At 40.6% G+C, this 18,027-nt stretch carries 19 protein-coding genes; 15 read left to right on the top strand and 4 right to left on the bottom strand.

Going from position 1 to position 18,027, the window contains the following annotated elements:
- Nucleotides 1–3 precede the first annotated feature (3 nt).
- The 3 genes from QM460_RS03450 (at nucleotide 4) to QM460_RS03440 (ending at nucleotide 3,112) form a co-directional block, all read left to right on the top strand.
- Entirely contained in the window at nucleotides 4–1,854 is a 1,851-nt protein-coding gene (locus QM460_RS03450; RefSeq protein ID WP_001035795.1) for a polysaccharide biosynthesis protein, read from the top strand.
- 263 nt (nucleotides 1,855–2,117) lie between these two features.
- Nucleotides 2,118–2,543 carry a DUF805 domain-containing protein gene (locus QM460_RS03445; RefSeq protein WP_414289238.1) on the top strand — a complete coding sequence of 142 codons (426 nt, stop codon included), beginning with the start codon at nucleotides 2,118–2,120 and terminating at the stop codon, nucleotides 2,541–2,543.
- 152 nt (nucleotides 2,544–2,695) lie between these two features.
- Nucleotides 2,696–3,112, top strand: a complete 417-nt coding sequence (locus QM460_RS03440) for a DUF805 domain-containing protein (RefSeq protein WP_414289237.1) — start codon at nucleotides 2,696–2,698, stop codon at nucleotides 3,110–3,112.
- A gap of 87 nt (nucleotides 3,113–3,199) precedes the next feature.
- Here the strand turns inward: QM460_RS03440 and QM460_RS03435 are convergent, their stop codons facing one another.
- Genes QM460_RS03435 through sdaAB form a run of 3 tightly spaced genes read right to left on the bottom strand, consistent with a single transcriptional unit; the run spans nucleotide 3,200 to nucleotide 5,417 of the window.
- Nucleotides 3,200–3,841: an HAD hydrolase-like protein gene (locus QM460_RS03435; protein ID WP_414289236.1), complete on the bottom strand. Its 642-nt coding sequence runs from the start codon at nucleotides 3,839–3,841 to the stop codon at nucleotides 3,200–3,202.
- A 23-nt stretch (nucleotides 3,842–3,864) separates the two neighbouring features.
- Complete coding sequence (sdaAA, locus tag QM460_RS03430; RefSeq protein ID WP_045762454.1) at nucleotides 3,865–4,737, bottom strand: L-serine ammonia-lyase, iron-sulfur-dependent, subunit alpha; 873 nt, start codon at nucleotides 4,735–4,737, stop codon at nucleotides 3,865–3,867.
- 8 nt (nucleotides 4,738–4,745) lie between these two features.
- Nucleotides 4,746–5,417: an L-serine ammonia-lyase, iron-sulfur-dependent subunit beta gene (sdaAB, locus tag QM460_RS03425; RefSeq protein ID WP_001191178.1), complete on the bottom strand. Its 672-nt coding sequence runs from the start codon at nucleotides 5,415–5,417 to the stop codon at nucleotides 4,746–4,748.
- A 241-nt stretch (nucleotides 5,418–5,658) separates the two neighbouring features.
- Between sdaAB and QM460_RS03420 the strand changes: the two genes are divergently transcribed.
- A complete protein-coding gene (locus QM460_RS03420; RefSeq protein ID WP_414289235.1) occupies nucleotides 5,659–6,309 on the top strand; it encodes a LysM peptidoglycan-binding domain-containing protein in 651 nt (216 codons plus the stop codon).
- A 51-nt stretch (nucleotides 6,310–6,360) separates the two neighbouring features.
- Here QM460_RS03420 and QM460_RS03415 read toward each other — a convergent pair whose 3' ends face one another.
- Nucleotides 6,361–7,224 (bottom strand): helix-turn-helix domain-containing protein, encoded by an 864-nt coding sequence (locus tag QM460_RS03415; protein ID WP_414289234.1) that lies wholly within the window; start codon nucleotides 7,222–7,224, stop codon nucleotides 6,361–6,363.
- 535 nt (nucleotides 7,225–7,759) lie between these two features.
- Here QM460_RS03415 and QM460_RS03410 point away from each other — a divergent pair.
- From QM460_RS03410 to QM460_RS03360, 11 genes are all read left to right on the top strand, one after another.
- Entirely contained in the window at nucleotides 7,760–8,005 is a 246-nt protein-coding gene (locus tag QM460_RS03410; RefSeq protein WP_414289233.1) for a hypothetical protein, read from the top strand.
- A gap of 371 nt (nucleotides 8,006–8,376) precedes the next feature.
- A complete protein-coding gene (gene mnmA, locus QM460_RS03405; protein ID WP_320692745.1) occupies nucleotides 8,377–9,498 on the top strand; it encodes a tRNA 2-thiouridine(34) synthase MnmA in 1,122 nt (373 codons plus the stop codon).
- Between the two features lie 19 nt (nucleotides 9,499–9,517).
- Nucleotides 9,518–10,132 (top strand): MarC family protein, encoded by a 615-nt coding sequence (locus QM460_RS03400; RefSeq protein ID WP_002894248.1) that lies wholly within the window; start codon nucleotides 9,518–9,520, stop codon nucleotides 10,130–10,132.
- A gap of 144 nt (nucleotides 10,133–10,276) precedes the next feature.
- Nucleotides 10,277–10,732 carry an NUDIX hydrolase gene (locus QM460_RS03395; RefSeq protein WP_414289232.1) on the top strand — a complete coding sequence of 152 codons (456 nt, stop codon included), beginning with the start codon at nucleotides 10,277–10,279 and terminating at the stop codon, nucleotides 10,730–10,732.
- An 8-nt stretch (nucleotides 10,733–10,740) separates the two neighbouring features.
- The gene (locus tag QM460_RS03390) at nucleotides 10,741–11,172 is read left to right on the top strand and encodes an NUDIX hydrolase (RefSeq protein WP_414289231.1); all 432 of its coding nucleotides are present in this window, start codon (nucleotides 10,741–10,743) and stop codon (nucleotides 11,170–11,172) included.
- Entirely contained in the window at nucleotides 11,162–13,078 is a 1,917-nt protein-coding gene (gene mnmG, locus QM460_RS03385; protein WP_414289230.1) for a tRNA uridine-5-carboxymethylaminomethyl(34) synthesis enzyme MnmG, read from the top strand. The genes QM460_RS03390 and mnmG overlap by 11 nt, the downstream gene beginning before the upstream one ends.
- A gap of 196 nt (nucleotides 13,079–13,274) precedes the next feature.
- Entirely contained in the window at nucleotides 13,275–13,409 is a 135-nt protein-coding gene (locus tag QM460_RS03380) for a hypothetical protein (RefSeq protein WP_000958549.1), read from the top strand.
- A gap of 44 nt (nucleotides 13,410–13,453) precedes the next feature.
- Nucleotides 13,454–15,007 (top strand): damage-inducible protein CinA, encoded by a 1,554-nt coding sequence (locus QM460_RS03375; protein ID WP_414289229.1) that lies wholly within the window; start codon nucleotides 13,454–13,456, stop codon nucleotides 15,005–15,007.
- Between the two features lie 118 nt (nucleotides 15,008–15,125).
- Nucleotides 15,126–17,333: an anaerobic ribonucleoside-triphosphate reductase gene (gene nrdD / locus QM460_RS03370; protein WP_414289228.1), complete on the top strand. Its 2,208-nt coding sequence runs from the start codon at nucleotides 15,126–15,128 to the stop codon at nucleotides 17,331–17,333.
- Nucleotides 17,334–17,344: 11 nt separating this feature from the next.
- Nucleotides 17,345–17,485, top strand: coding sequence for a hypothetical protein (locus tag QM460_RS03365; RefSeq protein ID WP_000521611.1), 141 nt, complete (start codon nucleotides 17,345–17,347; stop codon nucleotides 17,483–17,485).
- Between the two features lie 37 nt (nucleotides 17,486–17,522).
- The gene (locus QM460_RS03360) at nucleotides 17,523–18,023 is read left to right on the top strand and encodes a GNAT family N-acetyltransferase (protein WP_414289227.1); all 501 of its coding nucleotides are present in this window, start codon (nucleotides 17,523–17,525) and stop codon (nucleotides 18,021–18,023) included.
- Nucleotides 18,024–18,027: the final 4 nt, after the last annotated feature.

Genomic DNA, 18,027 nt, shown 5'->3' with positions numbered 1-18,027 from the left:
CACATGAATAAAAAAATGACAGATTATGTAATTGATCTTGTTGAAGTGTTAAATAAACAACAAAAACAAGTCTTTTGGGGGATTTTTGATGCTGCCAGCATGATTTCCTCAATCATTGTTTCTTATATCTTGTTTTATGGATTGATCAATCCAGCACCTGTGGACTATGTCATCTATACGAGCTTGACCTTCTTGTTCTATCAGATTATGATTGGATTTTGGGGTCTCAATGCCAGCATTAGTCGCTATAGTAAAATCACAGACTTTATGAAGATATTCATTGGAGTAAGTGTCAGCAGTGTCTTGTCCTATCTCCTTTGCTATGCCTTCTTGCCACTATTCTCTGTGCGTTTCATCGTTCTCTTTATCTTGCTCAGCACCTTCTTGATCTTGCTCCCACGTATTACTTGGCAGTTGATCTATTCAAGACGCAAAAAGGGTGATGGAGAAGGGGAACATCGTCGTACATTCTTGATTGGTGCGGGAGACGGTGGAGCTCTCTTTATGAACAGCTACCAACATCCTACGAGTGATCTTGAGTTAGTGGGTATTTTGGATAATGATGAAAAGAAAAAAGGTCAAAAACTAGGTGGAATCCCAGTCTTAGGATCTTATGAACAGTTACCAGAACTCTCAAAACGTCATCAGATTGAAAAAGTTATCGTTGCGATTCCTTCTCTCGATCCATCAGAATATGAACGTATCCTAAAAATGTGTAACCAACTTGGCTTGAAGTGTTATAAGATGCCCAAGATTGAGTCAGTTGTACAAGGATTGCATCCTCAGGTAGGTGGTTTCCAAAAAATCGATATTACTGACCTTTTGGGACGTAAAGAAATTCAACTAGATGAGTCACGCCTAGGCTCAGAAATTACTGGAAAAACGATCTTGGTGACAGGTGCAGGAGGTTCTATCGGGTCTGAAATTTGCCGTCAGGTTAGTCGTTTTAATCCAGAGCGCGTGGTTCTCTTGGGTCATGGGGAAAACTCCATTTATCTGATCTATCATGAATTGATTCGTAGCTTCCAAGGAATTGACTATGTTCCTGTGATTGCAGACATCCAAGACTACGATCGCTTGCTTCAAGTATTTGAGCAGTACCAACCAGCCATTGTTTACCACGCTGCTGCCCATAAGCACGTGCCAATGATGGAACGCAATCCAAAAGAAGCCTTTAAAAATAATATCCTCGGAACTTACAATGTTGCCAAGGCAGTTGACGCCGCTAAGGTACCGAAGATGGTTATGATTTCGACCGATAAGGCCGTTAATCCACCAAACGTAATGGGAGCTACCAAACGTGTGGCAGAGTTGATTGTTACAGGATTCAACCAACGTAGTCAGTCTACCTATTGTGCGGTTCGTTTTGGGAATGTTCTTGGTAGCCGTGGTAGTGTGATTCCAGTATTTGAGCGTCAGATTGCAGAGGGTGGTCCAGTGACTGTGACGGACTTCCGTATGACTCGTTACTTTATGACCATTCCAGAAGCTAGCCGTTTGGTGATCCATGCAGGAGCTTATGCTAAAGATGGAGAGGTCTTTATCCTCGATATGGGCAAACCAGTTAAGATTTATGATTTGGCCAAGAAAATGGTTCTTCTCAGCGGACGTACTGAAAATGAAATTCCGATTGTAGAAGTGGGGATTCGTCCAGGTGAGAAACTCTATGAGGAATTGTTGGTATCTACTGAATTAGTTGATAATCAAGTCATGGATAAGATTTTTGTTGGTAAGGTTAATGTCATGCCACTTGAAGTCATCAATCAAAAGATTGAAGAATTCCGTGCCTTGCAAGGTTCAGAGTTGAAACAAGCTATTATCGGTTTTGCTAACGAAACAACTCACATTCATTAAAAAAGAAAAAAGGTATGATTCCTAGCTTCATGTTAGAGGTGAGTGGAATTATACCTTTTCTTGATAACTGCTACTCCTTTACCAATTTTTTGAACAAACTTGTCATTGTTGAACATTTATGGTAAACTAAATTTATACTATTTGAAAATCAAAGTAAATGAGGTCTGCGTCGTTTTATTGTACTTAGATATGATTTATAACGAACTTTCTAATTTGCTCTTTCATTTTCATTTCGTATGAATTAAAAAAATAGGGAGTAACTTATGATTAACGCATATAAGAATTTCTTTAAAGGTTATGTAGATTTTACAGGCCGTTCAACACGCTCAGAGTATTGGTGGATTTGGCTAACAAATATGATCCTCCTTGTCCCTTTTTACTCAGCATATTTTAAGGTACTAGCAAATCCAAGAAATGAGGCTGCTCTTATGGCCTTGGGTGGAATTGCTATTATCTACATGATTTTCGGGCTAGCCCTAATATTACCTATGTTAGCTTTGACAGTTCGTCGTCTACGTGATGCTGGTTTCCACTGGGCTCTAATCTTTATCATTTTTATTCCGATAGTTGGTTCTCTTGCTCTTTTAGTTTTGTTAGCTATGCCAACGAAACAAGTAGAAGTAGTAACCATCAATGAAACTGAAGAAGTTGTAGAAGTTTCACCATTCGAAGAATCAGACAAAAACTAAGAAGTTTAGGTTTTATAAGTGAAACTGTTTTAGAGTTTTCTTTATATTGTTAAGCAAATATCTAACACTCCCATATCTAAAAATAGATTTGGGAGTGTTTTAGAAAGATGTAGTTGCTTTATTGTATACAGTTGTTAAAAAGGAGCAATATCTTGTTTAGGGCTTATATAAATTTTTTAAAAGGTTATGTAGATTTTGTAGGACGCTCAACACGTCCAGAGTATTGGTGGGTTTGGCTGATGAATCATATCTTGTTCCTACCCCTGTATATTCTTATCTTCAATAAAGAGATAAACCAAGGTTCTTCTCTGAACTTTACTTTAGTTATATTGGTTGTTAGTATTTATGCCATTTTGGCTCTACTCCTTTTGTTGCCTACTTTAGCGTTAAAGATTCGACGTTTGCGTGATGGAGGTTTCCACTGGGCCTTTATCTTCCTTCACTTTGTTCCAATGGTCGGACGTTTTGCTCTATTAGTTCTGCTAGCCATGCCAAGTAAGGAAGTAGAAATAGTAACAATCAATAGACCTAAAGAAGTTGAAAGCGAAGAAGCTACCCCCTTTGAATAATTGGATGATTACGGGGAGTGTCATTCACCTCATTATGATTAGACAAAAAGTTCCCAAACCTAACTTTTAGGCTGGGAGTCTTTTGTTTTAACGTTTTAATTGTAGATGCTGTAAAATGTCTGTTGGGTGGTGAGCAATCCAGTCAGGATTATAGTCCATGAGGTCTTTCTCCTCACCGAAACCCCAGGTTACCGCTAATTTTTTAATGCCAGTTTCTTGGGCACCAATCATATCAAACTTGGTATCTCCGACAATAACGACTGTTTCGGGAGTTAGATGATGAGTTTCCAGAGCCTGACGAATAACATCTGCCTTGTGTAGGGCTTGAGGGTTTGAACCATAAATGCCATCAAAGAAGTGATCAATCCCAAAATTGCTAGTCATGTCAACTGCGGTTGGTGTATTCTTCGTAGTAGTGATATAAAGAGGATAATGCTCAGCTAGTTCTACGAGTAAATCATTGATATGTGGAAAGAGTTGGGCTTCGTAAACACCCTTTTCCTTATAATAAGAACGATAGAGCTGGATGGCTTCCTCTATTTGCTCAGCTGGTAAACAACTAGCAAAGCTGGTTTCTAGTGGGGGCCCCATAAAACCTCGAATGGTTTTGGCACCAGGACTAGAAACTCCAAGTTGGTCAAAGGTATAGGTGAAACCATTATGGATACCGATAGAACTATCAACTAGCGTTCCATCTAAGTCAAAAAAGATAGCAGATATAGATGACATTGATTCTCCTCATAATGATGAAATTATTCGCCGAAGATTTCTTTTTGAAGGCGACGACCTGTAGGTGTGGCAGCGAGCCCCCCTTCAGCAGTTTCACGAAAGGCAGTTGGTAAGCTAGATCCTACTTGATACATGGCGTCAATGACCTCATCAACTGGGATTTTTGATTCAATACCAGCCAGAGCCATATCGGCTGCGATGAAGGCAAAACTTGCTCCCATGGCATTCCGCTTGACGCAAGGAACTTCAACCAAACCTGCAACGGGGTCGCAAATGAGACCGAGCATGTTTTTGATAACGAAGGCGATAGCCTGGCTCGCTTGATAAGGCGTTCCGCCTGCAGCTAGAGTTAGGGCAGCGGCACTCATGGCTGAAGCTGAACCGACTTCGGCCTGGCAGCCACCTTCGGCTCCCGAGATAGAAGCGTTGTTAGCAATCACGAGTCCAAAAGCACCTGCAGCGAATAAGAAGTCTAGTTGTTGTTCATGAGTTAAATCCAACTTTTGAATAGCAGCAGTGAGAACGGCTGGAAGGCAGCCTGCACTACCAGCAGTAGGTGTCGCACAGACCAGCCCCATCTTGGCATTGTGTTCATTAACGGCGATAGCATTACGAGCTGCAGACAAGACAGTGAAGTCTGATAGGGTCTTTCCTTTTTTGATGTAGTGGTCAAGCTTGGCAGCATCTCCACCTGTCAAACCGCTACGAGATTTCTTTTCACTAAGACCAAGCTCAACTGAAGCTTTCATGACTTCAAGGTTGCGCTCCATGAGAAGGAGAACTTCTTCACGTTCACGACCTGTTAGCTCAAACTCGGTCGTAATCATGAGCTCAGCAACATTGCCTTGAAAATCAAGTTCAGCTTGTTCGACTAATTCTTTGATAGAGTAAAACATATTTTCTCCTATTGAAAGAAATTGACATTATGCAAATGAGGAATTTTACGAATCTCTTCGATAGATTCATCACAGTTGCGACTATCAACTTCGATAATCATAATGGCTTTCTCACCAGCTTTTTCTCGGGTTACATTCATTTGGGCGATGTTAATGTCAAAGCGAGAGAGGGCCTCTGTTACATGAGCAATCATACCAGGAACATCCTGATGAACGATGATAATGGTAGGAGTGTTCATGTTGAGGGATACGGCAAAGCCATTGAGTTCTGTCACCTGGATGTTACCACCGCCGATTGAAATTCCTGTCACACTGATGGTCTTGTGCTCATTCTTAACAGTGATTTTCGTAGTATTTGGGTGAGGGGCGTTACTGTCTTTCTGGATGGTCCAGACAATTTTGATGCCACGCTTGTGGGCAATTTCTAAACTATTTGGAATTTCTGGATCATCTGTGTCCATTCCTAAGATTCCAGCGACCAGGGCGAGATCAGTTCCGTGCCCTCGATAGGTTTTTGCAAAAGAATTAAAAAGCTGGAACTCGACCTCGGTTGGAGTATCGTCAAAGATAGAAGAGACGATTTTACCGATACGAACAGCTCCTGCCGTGTGACTACTAGATGGGCCAATCATGACTGGCCCAATGATATCAAAGACAGATTGAAAACGAAGTGATTGCATCTGTTTCCCCTTAAAAAGATTCTTAACTCTATTATATCAAAGATTAGATGCAAGCGCTCAATTCCATGATAAAATATCTAAAATCCCCATAAAGCCTATAAAATCAAGCCTTTTGTAACAAAAAGAGGCTGTTTAAGCGAAATAAAACATAGTCTTGTAACATTTCTACATAAAACCGTCAAGAAACAGTAATAATAGTAGGGTATGATGGAAATATAAGAAAGAAGGAGAATCTTTTAATATGAAATCAACAACTAACAAAATTAAAACAGGACTTGTAGGAGTAGCAGCAGCGCTTGCTTTCCTTGCACCATCACTTACTTTTGCACAAGAAACAACAACTTACACAGTAAAATCAGGTGACACTCTATCAGGAATCGCTGAAAAATACAATACAACTGTTGAAAAATTGGCAGAAAAAAATAAGATTAAAGATATTCATTTGATCTATGTAGACCAAGTATTGGTTATTGATGGTGAAGCACCAACTACTTCAGCTGCGACAGCAGAAGCTCCAGTAGCAGCACCTGCAGCTACTGAAACAACAACTTATGAAGCACCAGCAGCTACTGAAACAACAACTTATGAAGCACCAGCAGCAAGCGTAACTGTAGCAGAAGAAACTGTTGCTACAACAGAAACTTCAGCATCAACTTCAACTGTAAGCGGATCTGAAGCAGAAGCTAAAGAATGGATCGCTCAAAAAGAATCAGGCGGTAGCTACACAGCTACAAACGGACGTTACATCGGACGTTACCAATTGACAGATTCATACTTGAACGGTGACTATTCAGCAGAAAACCAAGAACGTGTAGCAGACGCTTACGTTGCAGGACGTTACGGTTCATGGACAGCTGCTAAGAACTTCTGGCTTAACAACGGTTGGTACTAAGAACTGACGAACAAAATAAGATGCAAAAGTCGAGGGATTTCCTCGACTTTTTTATATTTCCTTTGCTTGATAACAGGTCTCTACTTCCTTTTTGAGGTGAGATAGCATTGAGGTTTCATAAGTTAACTCCAGAAGGGAGAAGCCCTTTTGAATAAGATGATTATTACTAGTGCAAATACCTATTCGAACATAAGTGATTGCCAAAATATCGTATCTTTTCTTTTTCTTGGCATCCTCTAGTAAGGTGTAGCAGATTTGTTGACAGGTATTTTTATCTTGATTGTACAAGTAGATGGTGGACAGATTGAGTAGGATTGCCATTCGTAATTCATATAAATGTCGATAGTTTTTATATTCTTCCAAGCGCTGCAAGATTTGTTCAGTGATGAGGTGGAGGTGTTCGATGGGAAAGCTAAAAAGTATGGTGTTGAGGATTTTTAGGTCGCTTTCATACCATGTATCTTGTTTTTCAATTTTTTCCCAAAGCTTTTTGACCGTTTGTTCCACTTGGATTGAAAGTTGTCCTGTTCCATGTTGACGGATATAAATGACAACTTCCAGCATATCTCTGATTTCCTCTATAGGGAGATCGTGATGGATCTTGAGATAGTCTTGGCATGTTTCAAATAAATTGACTAGACTACTGGTACCAAAGGTGGAACTCGTATTGAGATAGGTTTGCATGATTTCTGTTCGCTGGCTTTGCTGATAGAGATGGCAGATGTATTCAAACTCTTCAAAACTCATATTGATTTGACGGAGAAGAAACTCCATGTTTTCATATTTGGGAGTTGCCTTGCCACTTTCAAACTTGGAAAGGCTGGTTCTTGAAAGGACCTTTCCACAGACCTCTTCTTGGGTCAATCCTTTTGACTCACGTATGTCTTTATATACTTTCCCGAAATCATAGCACATGATGTTCTCCTTTTCGTGAAAAAAGTTAACAATAAATTGAATTTTATTAAACATATTGTATCATAAGAATATAGAAAATAAAGTGGATATCATGAGAAGAAAATAAGAAAGGTGATTTTATCTATAGTAGGTAGAATCTAAAAAATAAATTATGACTCATTTAAAATTTTATATCAAATCCGTTCTTTGTTCATTGGTATTTTTTATCCTTTTAATTCTTTTTATTAAAAATATATATTACCCTGCTCTAAAGATAACTATTGAAGTTATTCTGTCATTTTCGATAGGTAGTCTTTGTTATGCCATTTTTTGTAAAACAAATCGTGCTGCTTTTCTGCCAATTTCGGTTGTTTTATTTTTGCTGACTCTCTATTTGCTGGGAGTATAGTGTTTTAGCAGGAACTTTGTCAGTTTATTTTTTTCTCTTGGAGAAATTATGACGATTGAAATTTTAGTGGCTTTAAGTGGAGTAAATTTGCTGTCAAGATTTTTCAAAAAAAAGAGAAGTCAATAGATTTGCTTGTGGATAATAAAGATGAAAGGTAAAATTGGGATAGTTCAAATGAAACATTTTTTTGCAGGAATTGGTGAAATTCATTTTTTGTTATTTTTATTATATCTAAGCATGTCTACTAGTCCAATTATTGGGCTAGTGATTGGATATACTAAAATAAATCTAATAAATTCTATTATTATTATAGCTCTTGGTATGATATTGGCATTAATTTTGGTATTATCAAGAGTGTATAGAAAATATTTTTATAGAGACGATGATGACTAAAGTTTTTATCAATAAAACCAGAGATTGGTAGATTATCAGCCTCTTCCTTGTCTTCTCCAACCAAGCATGTTATAATGAAAACTGCTCAAACGACCTTCAATCGTTAAGCACACACGACCTTCAATCGTGAACTAGTCATTTCGTTTATCTTTTATTACGTCGTTAACTCGAAATGAGATGCAAGCTAAGCTTGTCTGATTTATAACCTCAATCAGTCTCCCAGACTGATTGAGCGAACTCAAGTTATGCCTGCGACTCGTTACCTAGTTCTAAAAGCAAATGAAAAGACTATACTCGAAGAAATTCTATTGAAAGTCATAATAAATAGAATTTTGAAGGGTATGAATAAACGAATAGATGGGAGAACTACCATGAGTGATAACTCTAAAACACGTGTTGTCGTGGGGATGAGTGGTGGTGTTGATTCGTCGGTGACGGCTCTTTTGCTCAAAGAGCAGGGCTACGATGTGATCGGTATCTTCATGAAGAACTGGGATGATACAGATGAAAACGGCGTCTGTACGGCGACCGAAGATTACAAGGATGTGGCTGCGGTGGCAGACCAGATTGGCATTCCTTACTACTCTGTCAACTTTGAGAAAGAGTATTGGGACCGCGTTTTTGAGTATTTCCTAGCGGAATACCGTGCAGGACGCACGCCAAATCCAGATGTGATGTGTAACAAGGAAATTAAGTTTAAGGCCTTTTTGGACTATGCTATGACCTTGGGAGCCGATTATGTAGCGACTGGGCACTATGCCCGAGTGGCGCGTGATGAGGATGGCATCGTTCACATGCTTCGTGGCGTGGACAATGGCAAGGATCAGACCTACTTCCTCAGCCAACTTTCACAAGAACAACTCCAAAAGACTATGTTCCCTTTGGGACATTTGGAAAAACCTGAAGTTCGCAGACTAGCAGAAGAAGCAGGCCTTGCGACTGCTAAGAAGAAAGATTCAACAGGAATTTGCTTTATCGGAGAAAAGAACTTTAAAGAATTTCTCAGCAACTACTTACCAGCTCAGCCTGGTCGAATGATGACTGTGGATGGTCGCGATATGGGTGAGCATGCTGGTCTGATGTATTATACGATTGGTCAGCGTGGGGGACTCGGTATCGGTGGTCAACACGGTGGTGACAATGCCCCTTGGTTCGTTGTTGGAAAAGACCTGAGCAAGAATATCCTCTATGTCGGCCAAGGATTCTACCATGATTCGCTCATGTCAACCAGCCTTGAGGCTAGTCAAGTTCACTTTACTCGTGACATGCCAGAGGAATTTACGCTCGAATGTACGGCTAAATTTCGCTACCGTCAGCCTGATTCTAAGGTGACAGTACATGTCAAAGGAGACAAGGCAGAGGTCATTTTCGCGGAACCGCAACGCGCAATCACACCAGGACAGGCAGTTGTCTTTTACGATGGTGAAGAATGTCTCGGTGGTGGTTTGATTGATAATGCCTACCGCGATGGCAAGGTTTGTCAGTATGTCTAACTGGAGTTAAGTAAAAACGATGAGTTCTCAATTTTTTTATGCATTTATGGCATTTTTCGCTATAATGAACCCAATTTCAAATCTTCCTGCTTACATGGCTTTAGTAGCAGATGATAGTCAAAAAATTTCACGAAAAATTGCTTTTAGGAGTCTTTTGATTGCCTTTGTTATTGTAACTGTTTTTATCTTTTCAGGAGATTTCATTTTTAAAGTATTTGGAATTACAATTGTTTCTTTCAGAATTGCTGGTGGAATATTAGTGGCCGTTATCGGTTATCATATGATTAATGGTAATCATTCACCCAGCTATAAAGGAATGGAGCAGCAAGCAGTAAATTCAGATCCAATGTCTATTGCTATTTCTCCTCTTGCAATGCCACTTTTTGCGGGACCAGGTACAATTACAACTGCTTTAAGTCTGGCTAATGGAGGTTTGCAGAATCAACTGATAACCGTAGTTGCTTTTGCTCTACTATGTGTCATCACTTATCTCCTGTTAAGAAGTGCAAAACAAATTGCAGGCTTCTTGGGAGAAAATTTGATGAAAATTATAACGAAAATGATGGGACTTTTACTATTCTCGATAGGAATACAGATGATTATCGTCAGTGTGCAGACCTTGCTCAAACAGTGATTTGCATTGACAAAATGATTTGATTTGATAAAATAACTTTAACAATAGTCATGATGGTCAAAGCTCATGGATATTGCAGGCTTTTTGTTCTGCACTTCTTACGAGTTTTGACTGTTTTTGTGTCGTTTAGAGGAAAGGATAAAAATGGCTCAACAAGACTTTCGGACAAAGGTGGGGAACACAGTTTTTGGCGTTCGGGCGACAGCCTTGATTCTCCAAAATGGCAAACTTCTAGTCACCAAAGATAAGGGCAAGTATTACACTATCGGCGGTGCGATTCAAGTCAATGAAAGCACGGAAGACGCGGTAGTCCGTGAAGTGAGGGAAGAACTGGGTGTAAAAGCTCAAGCTGGGCAGCTAGCTTTTGTGGTTGAAAATCGTTTTGAACAGGACGGTGTTTCCTATCACAACATTGAGTTTCATTATCTGGTGGACTTACTTGAGGATGCCCCATTGACCATGCAGGAAGATGAGAAATCTCAGCCCTGCGAGTGGATTGACTTGGATAAGCTCCAGAATACCCAGCTAGTTCCAGCCTTTTTGAAAACAGCCCTACCAGATTGGGACGGCCAATTACGACACATCCATCTTAACGAATAGGAGAGAAAATGATGGTTAAGCTTATTGCCCATGTGCTTGTTCATAGTGGTGGTGATTATTTGCTCATTCAGCGTTCGGAAATTAAAAGAGGACAACCCAATGTTTATCCGACTTACTGGGATATTCCTGGTGGTGGGGTTGAAAAGGGTGAACTTCCGCGAGATGGAGCTCTTAGAGAATGTATTGAAGAAGCGGGAGTTAGGCTAGACAGCAGTTCGCTCAAACTTCTTCACGAAGATAGTCAACTGGATACCTCTAAGGATACTGTCTTTACTCGCTTAGTTTATAAAGCAGAGTGGGTTGGGGAGAAGCCAATTATCAGATTAGATCCTGAAGAGCATACGCACTTTAAATGGGTTACTATGGATCAAGCTCTAGAGGAGGAGAAGTTAGTTCCCTATTTGCGAGAAATTTTTGAAAGGTTAAAAAATGACTTATAATTTTACGGAAGAATACGATATTATTGTAATCGGTGCGGGACATGCTGGGGTGGAAGCCTCCCTAGCTGCTAGCCGTATGGGCTGTAAGGTCTTGCTTGCGACTATTAACATTGAAATGTTGGCTTTCATGCCATGTAATCCCTCTATCGGTGGTTCTGCCAAGGGAATTGTTGTGCGTGAAGTGGATGCCCTTGGTGGCGAAATGGCCAAGACCATTGACAAGACTTACATCCAGATGAAGATGCTTAACACTGGAAAAGGTCCAGCTGTTCGTGCCCTTCGTGCGCAAGCTGACAAGGAGCTCTACTCTAAGGAAATGCGCAAGACAGTTGAAAACCAAGAAAGTCTCACTCTTCGTCAAACCATGATTGATGAGATTTTGGTGGAAGATGGCAAGGTTGTCGGTGTTCGTACAGCGACTCATCAAGAGTATGCTGCCAAGGCTGTTATCGTGACAACAGGGACTGCCCTCCGTGGGGAAATCATCATCGGAGATCTCAAGTACTCGTCAGGTCCAAACCACAGCCTAGCTTCTATTAACCTAGCTGATAATCTCAAGGAATTGGGCCTCGAAATTGGTCGTTTCAAGACAGGAACCCCTCCACGTGTCAAGGCTTCCTCTATCAACTACGATGTGACAGAGATTCAGCCAGGAGATGAAGCGCCTAATCACTTCTCATATACTTCACGTGACGAAGATTATGTCAAGGACCAAGTTCCATGCTGGTTGACTTATACCAATGGTACTAGTCATGAGATTATCCAAAACAACCTCCACCGTGCGCCTATGTTTACAGGTGTGGTCAAGGGAGTGGGGCCTCGTTACTGTCCATCGATTGAGGACAAGATTGTGCGTTTTGCGGACAAGGAACGCCACCAACTCTTCCTTGAGCCAGAAGGGCGCAATACAGAAGAAGTTTATGTCCAAGGTCTCTCAACCAGCCTTCCTGAGGATGTCCAACGTGACTTGGTACATTCTATCAAAGGTTTGGAAAATGCAGAGATGATGCGTACAGGTTATGCTATCGAGTACGACATGGTCTTGCCTCATCAATTGCGTGCAACGCTTGAAACCAAAAAAATCTCAGGTCTTTTCACAGCTGGTCAGACCAATGGTACATCTGGATATGAAGAAGCTGCTGGTCAAGGGATTATTGCTGGTATCAATGCGGCTCTGAAAATCCAAGGCAAGCCTGAATTGATTTTGAAACGAAGCGATGGTTATATCGGGGTGATGATTGACGACTTGGTAACAAAGGGTACCATTGAACCCTACCGTCTCTTGACCAGTCGTGCTGAGTACCGTCTCATCCTCCGTCATGACAATGCTGATATGCGTTTAACTGAGATGGGGCGCGAGATTGGGCTTGTTGACGATGAACGCTGGGCTCGCTTTGAAATCAAGAAAAATCAATTTGACAATGAGATGAAGCGCCTAGACAGCATCAAACTCAAGCCGGTCAAGGAAACTAACGCCAAGGTCGAAGCGATGGGATTCAAACCATTGACTGATGCAGTCACTGCAAAGGAGTTTCTCCGTCGTCCAGAAGTCTCTTACCAAGATGTGGTTGCCTTCATCGGACCTGCCGCTGAAGAGTTAGATGACAAGATTATCGAATTGATTGAAACAGAAATCAAGTACGAAGGATACATCTCAAAAGCCATGGATCAGGTTGCCAAGATGAAACGCATGGAAGAAAAACGTATTCCATCCAACATCGACTGGGATGACATTGACTCTATCGCAACTGAAGCTCGCCAGAAGTTCAAACTCATCAATCCAGAAACCATCGGGCAAGCTAGCCGTATTTCTGGTGTAAACCCAGCAGATATCTCCATTCTGATGGTGTATCTGGAAGGTAAAAATCGAAGCATTTCAAAAAATTTAGAAAAAAAGGCTGACTAATACTCAATGAAAATCAAAGAGCAAACTAGGAAGCTAGCCGCAAGCTGTACTTGAGTACGGTAAGGCGACGCTGACGTGGTTTGAATTTGATTTTCGAAGAGTATAAAGACAAAGTGCTGAATTCTCTTTTAGGGAATTCAGCTTTTTTGATAGAATCGTCCTCTATTTTCGAATAAAGAGAAAAGGAGGAATGATTATGCTGACGGTAGAAGAAAAAAATTTTTTAGACCACTATAAAAATGCTTCCTATCATCGTTTTTATGAGATTGAGCGCTTCGCTAATCTATGTCAAAAGTTAGACAAATGGCCACCACAGGCTGACAAGCTCTAGACTTTTTGATATACTAGAACAAATTAAAACATAGGAGAGAATGAATGAACGTATATGGCAGATTAGAAGAGGAACCAACTCCATCTTGGACGGGAATTCAGGATGATTTAGTTGGGAGAGAGGAGCGCTTCGAGGATGAACCAAGTTCATTTGCTCCCTTACCATTATTTAAGATCCTAATCTGGAGCACTCTAGTTGTACTTGTATCTGTAGTTCTTCCTTTCTTGCTAGGACTAACTAGCCCAGAGCAGGCACAAGATTTTTATATGGGATGGGCGATGCACCAGGGTGGAGATATCTACACAGACTATTTTGGAACGAGTGGTCTTCTCTATTACTTTTTACAGTATTTAAGCAAGGGTAGTATTTTGTTTGCAGCCTTTACTTGGCTTGCTCTAGTGGGTGCTGGGATTTTTCTTTTCCGTTCAACTTATACCTTGACGGAGGAGAACAAGCAGTCGCAACAAGTGTTGACCATCTTTTATCTTCTTGCTGGAGGACTTAGCTTTGGCGGTGGTTATGCCACCATTTTGGCCCTTCCATTCCTGTTTTACGCTCTTAGTTTAGTAACAAGGTATTTGGTAGAGTATAATCATGACAAAGGTTTTGTGCGTATTGGGATTAGCCTGGCTCTAGCATTTTTCTTTGCCCCTCTAGTCACAACTTTATATGCTCTAGTCTTATTCTTTGCATTGTTAGCCTTTAATATTGGGCGTGGTCGCTTGGTTCATGGGCTCTATCAATTCTTTGCAGCTGGTCTTGGGTTCTCACTTTTCTTTTATCCAATTGGTTACTATACGGCTTATAATGGGAGTTTCGGGAATGCTATTAGTCAAATTCTCTATCCAGTAGATAGTTTGAAGTTTATGTCCAATCCAGCCTTGCTGGACAACCTCCTTTTTTATGGATTGTTAACAATTGGTCTTGGAGGATTAAGATTCGTATTTACAGGGCTTTTCCAGTCTAAACCAAGCAAGCAATATGTCTTATCTATTTTTGCTTCAGTAGCAATCTTATCGTTACTAGGATTGGAAATTTTCTCTACAGAACCGATTCACGGTAGTCGTCTTGCTACTTTTCTTCCTTTCTTGTCCATTCTTCTATTGACTTACATTCGAACTGGGAAATTAGAAGGAGCCAATCGCCGTAGAAGACATCGAGAAGTTCCTTCAATATGGGCAATATTTCTTCAGGGTAATGTCTATTTGCCAGTGTTAGCTTTGGCCTACCTATTTTTTGCTCCTCTGGTAGCCCGTTATGTTCTTCACTCAGAACAATATCAAGAACGAACTCGTATAGAAACTACGGTTAAAGGACAAACACAGGCAACAGATCGTATTTATATATGGGATGATCTTACTAATGGTTATAAGACTAGTGAACGTTTAGCAGCTAGTCAGTTGCTATCACCAAAATTATATACTGGCCTGGATGCAAATCGTAGCAAACTTGTCAATGATTTACGTGATAATCAGCCTAAAGTGATTGTGGTCAATACCAAAACAGCTCTCTGGACAGAAGTAGAACAGCTTTTGGCAGAAAGTTATCAACCAGTTCAAAGTGAATTCAAAGACTTTAAACTTTACAAATTAAAATAAAATAATCAATATCTAGTGTAAATTTTATGAAAATATGAATTTTGCTACTAGATATTGATTTTTATTTTTATAGTGATATAATACTTTAAGAAAGAAAATTTAAGAAAAGAGCCTGGATATGATTGTATTAGAAGAGAAAACAAATCCTGATCCAACCTTATTCGTCGAAAAGCGTGACGGCAGACGCGTCATTTTTGATGTAGATAAGATTGACAAAGCCTTGCACAAGGCTGCGGAAAAAGTCATGGATGTAACCCCCTTGGTAGAAAAGCGTCTTAATACTCTAGTTGAACGTATTGTAGAAGAGATTCATAGTCGCTTTCCTCAAGGTGTAAAAATCTATGAAATCCAAAATATCGTAGAACATGAGTTATTGGAAGCTAAAGAATATGCCTTGGCAGAGGAATATATCACTTACCGAACTCAAAGGGATTTTGAGCGCTCAAAAGCAACAGATATCAACTTCAGTATCCATAAACTTCTCAACAAAGACCAGGCAGTTGTCAATGAGAATGCTAATAAAGATAGTGATGTTTTTAATACCCAGCGTGATTTGACGGCGGGGATTGTTGGGAAATCAATCGGTCTTCAAATGCTTCCTAAGCATGTGGCTAATGCCCACCAAAAAGGGGATATCCACTATCACGATTTGGACTATAGCCCTTACACTCCGATGACCAACTGCTGTCTGATTGATTTTAAGGGTATGTTGGAAAATGGTTTTAAGATTGGGAATGCTGAGGTAGAGAGTCCTAAGTCTATTCAGACTGCGACTGCTCAGATATCGCAAATCATCGCCAACGTTGCATCAAGTCAGTATGGAGGCTGTTCAGCAGACCGTATCGATGAAGTCTTGGCTCCTTATGCAGAAAAAAATTACCAAAAACACCTCAAAGATGCAGAGGAATGGGTACTGCCTGACAAGCGCGAAGAATATGCCTGGAAGAAAACCCAAAAAGATATCTATGATGCCATGCAATCATTGGAGTATGAAATCAATACCCTCTTCACTTCAAATGGTCAAACGCCATTTACTTCCCTTGGTTTCGGTCTAGGAACCAATCGTTTTGAACGAGAAATTCAAAAGGCAATCCTGAACATTAGAATCAAGGGGTTAGGTTCAGAACACCGCACAGCTATCTTCCCTAAACTCATCTTCACTGTTAAAAGAGGACTTAACTTGGAGGAAGGCTCACCTAACTACGATATCAAGCAGTTGGCCCTTGAGTGTGCAACTAAGCGCATGTATCCAGATGTCTTGTCTTATGATAAGATTATTGAGTTGACAGGTTCTTTCAAGGTTCCGATGGGATGTCGTTCATTCCTTCAAGGATGGAAGGATGAAAATGGAGTTGAAGTTAACTCTGGCCGTATGAATCTAGGTGTGGTAACGGTCAATCTTCCTCGTATCGCCCTCGAGTCTGAAGGCGACTTGAACAAGTTCTGGGAAATTTTCAACGAACGTATGAATATCGCAGAAGATGCTCTAGTTTATCGTGTGGAAAGAACCAAGGAAGCCACTCCAGCTAATGCACCAATTCTTTATCAATATGGAGCCTTCGGACGTCGCCTTGGTAAGGAAGAAAGTGTTGACGAGCTCTTTAAGAATCGCCGTGCTACTGTTTCGCTTGGCTACATTGGACTTTATGAAGTAGCGACAGTATTCTTTGGCAACAATTGGGAAACCAATCCAGAAGCTAAAGAATTCACCCTTGATATCATTCGAGACATGAAACATCGAGTAGAAGAGTGGTCAGACCAATATGGCTATCACTTCTCTATTTATTCGACACCATCTGAAAGTTTAACAGACCGCTTCTGTCGCCTGGATACAGAGAAATTCGGTTCTATTCCAGATATAACGGATAAAGAGTACTACACAAATTCCTTCCATTATGATGTCCGCAAAAATCCAACACCGTTTGAAAAGTTAGACTTTGAGAAGGTTTATCCAGAAGCGGGTGCATCAGGTGGCTTTATCCATTACTGTGAGTACCCAGTTCTTCAACAAAATCCAAAGGCCTTGGAAGCTGTTTGGGACTATGCTTATGATCGAGTAGGTTATCTAGGAACTAATACTCCGATTGATCGTTGCTACAAGTGTGATTTTGAAGGAGATTTTGAACCAACGGAGAGAGGTTTTGCTTGTCCTAACTGTGGCAATAGTGATCCTAAAACAGTAGATGTTGTCAAACGGACCTGTGGTTATCTAGGAAATCCGCAAGCTCGTCCGATGGTGAATGGTCGTCACAAGGAAATTGCTGCGCGTGTCAAACACATGAACGGTTCAACCATTAAAACAGCAGGGCATGAAGTAAGAAATTAGAAAGAGATAGCATGGGAAAATATCAATTAGACGATAAGGGTAAGGCCTTGGTTCAACGATTCCACGAAAAGCATTCAAAGGGTGGAGTCAATAAAAAAGATCGAGTAGCCAGCCTTAGAGAACAATTTTTAAATAAGAATAAGAAAAAGTGAGAGTCCGCTCTCGCTTTTCTCTTAGCTGGAGGTAAAGATGAAATTACGTAGACCGACATTAGCAGATAAAGAAACAGTTTTAGAGATGATGGCAGAATTTGAAAAAAGCCAATCAGCCCACGATGGCGGATTTTGGGATACTGAGGGTTTTTCTTACGAGAATTGGCTAGAAACTAACCTTAATAAAGAAATGGGAATAAGCTTGCCTGAAAATCGCGTCCCATCAATTCAGTTCGTATTGTTTGATGAATCAGGCCGTGCTTTAGGTTTTTTAAATTTACGATTGAGACTAAATGAGGGCTTGCTGAATTATGCCGGTCATATCGGTTACTCCATCCGCCCCTCTGAAAGAGGCAAGGGCTACGCCAAAGAGTCTCTCCGTCAAGGCTTGCAAATTGCCAATGAAAAGAATATCCATCGTGCTCTGGTGACTTGTAGCACGGAAAATCCTGCCAGCCGAGCTGTTATCTTAGCTAACGGTGGAGAGTTGGAGGATGTTCGAAATGGAACGGAGCGCTACTGGATAGAGTTGGAGTAGAAAT

The sequence above is a fragment of the Streptococcus infantis genome (genome assembly GCF_047464415.1).
GTDB lineage: Bacteria > Bacillota > Bacilli > Lactobacillales > Streptococcaceae > Streptococcus > Streptococcus infantis_AE.
The sequence above is the reverse complement of the archived record's forward strand: the minus strand, read 5'-3'. Positions and strand labels throughout refer to the sequence as shown.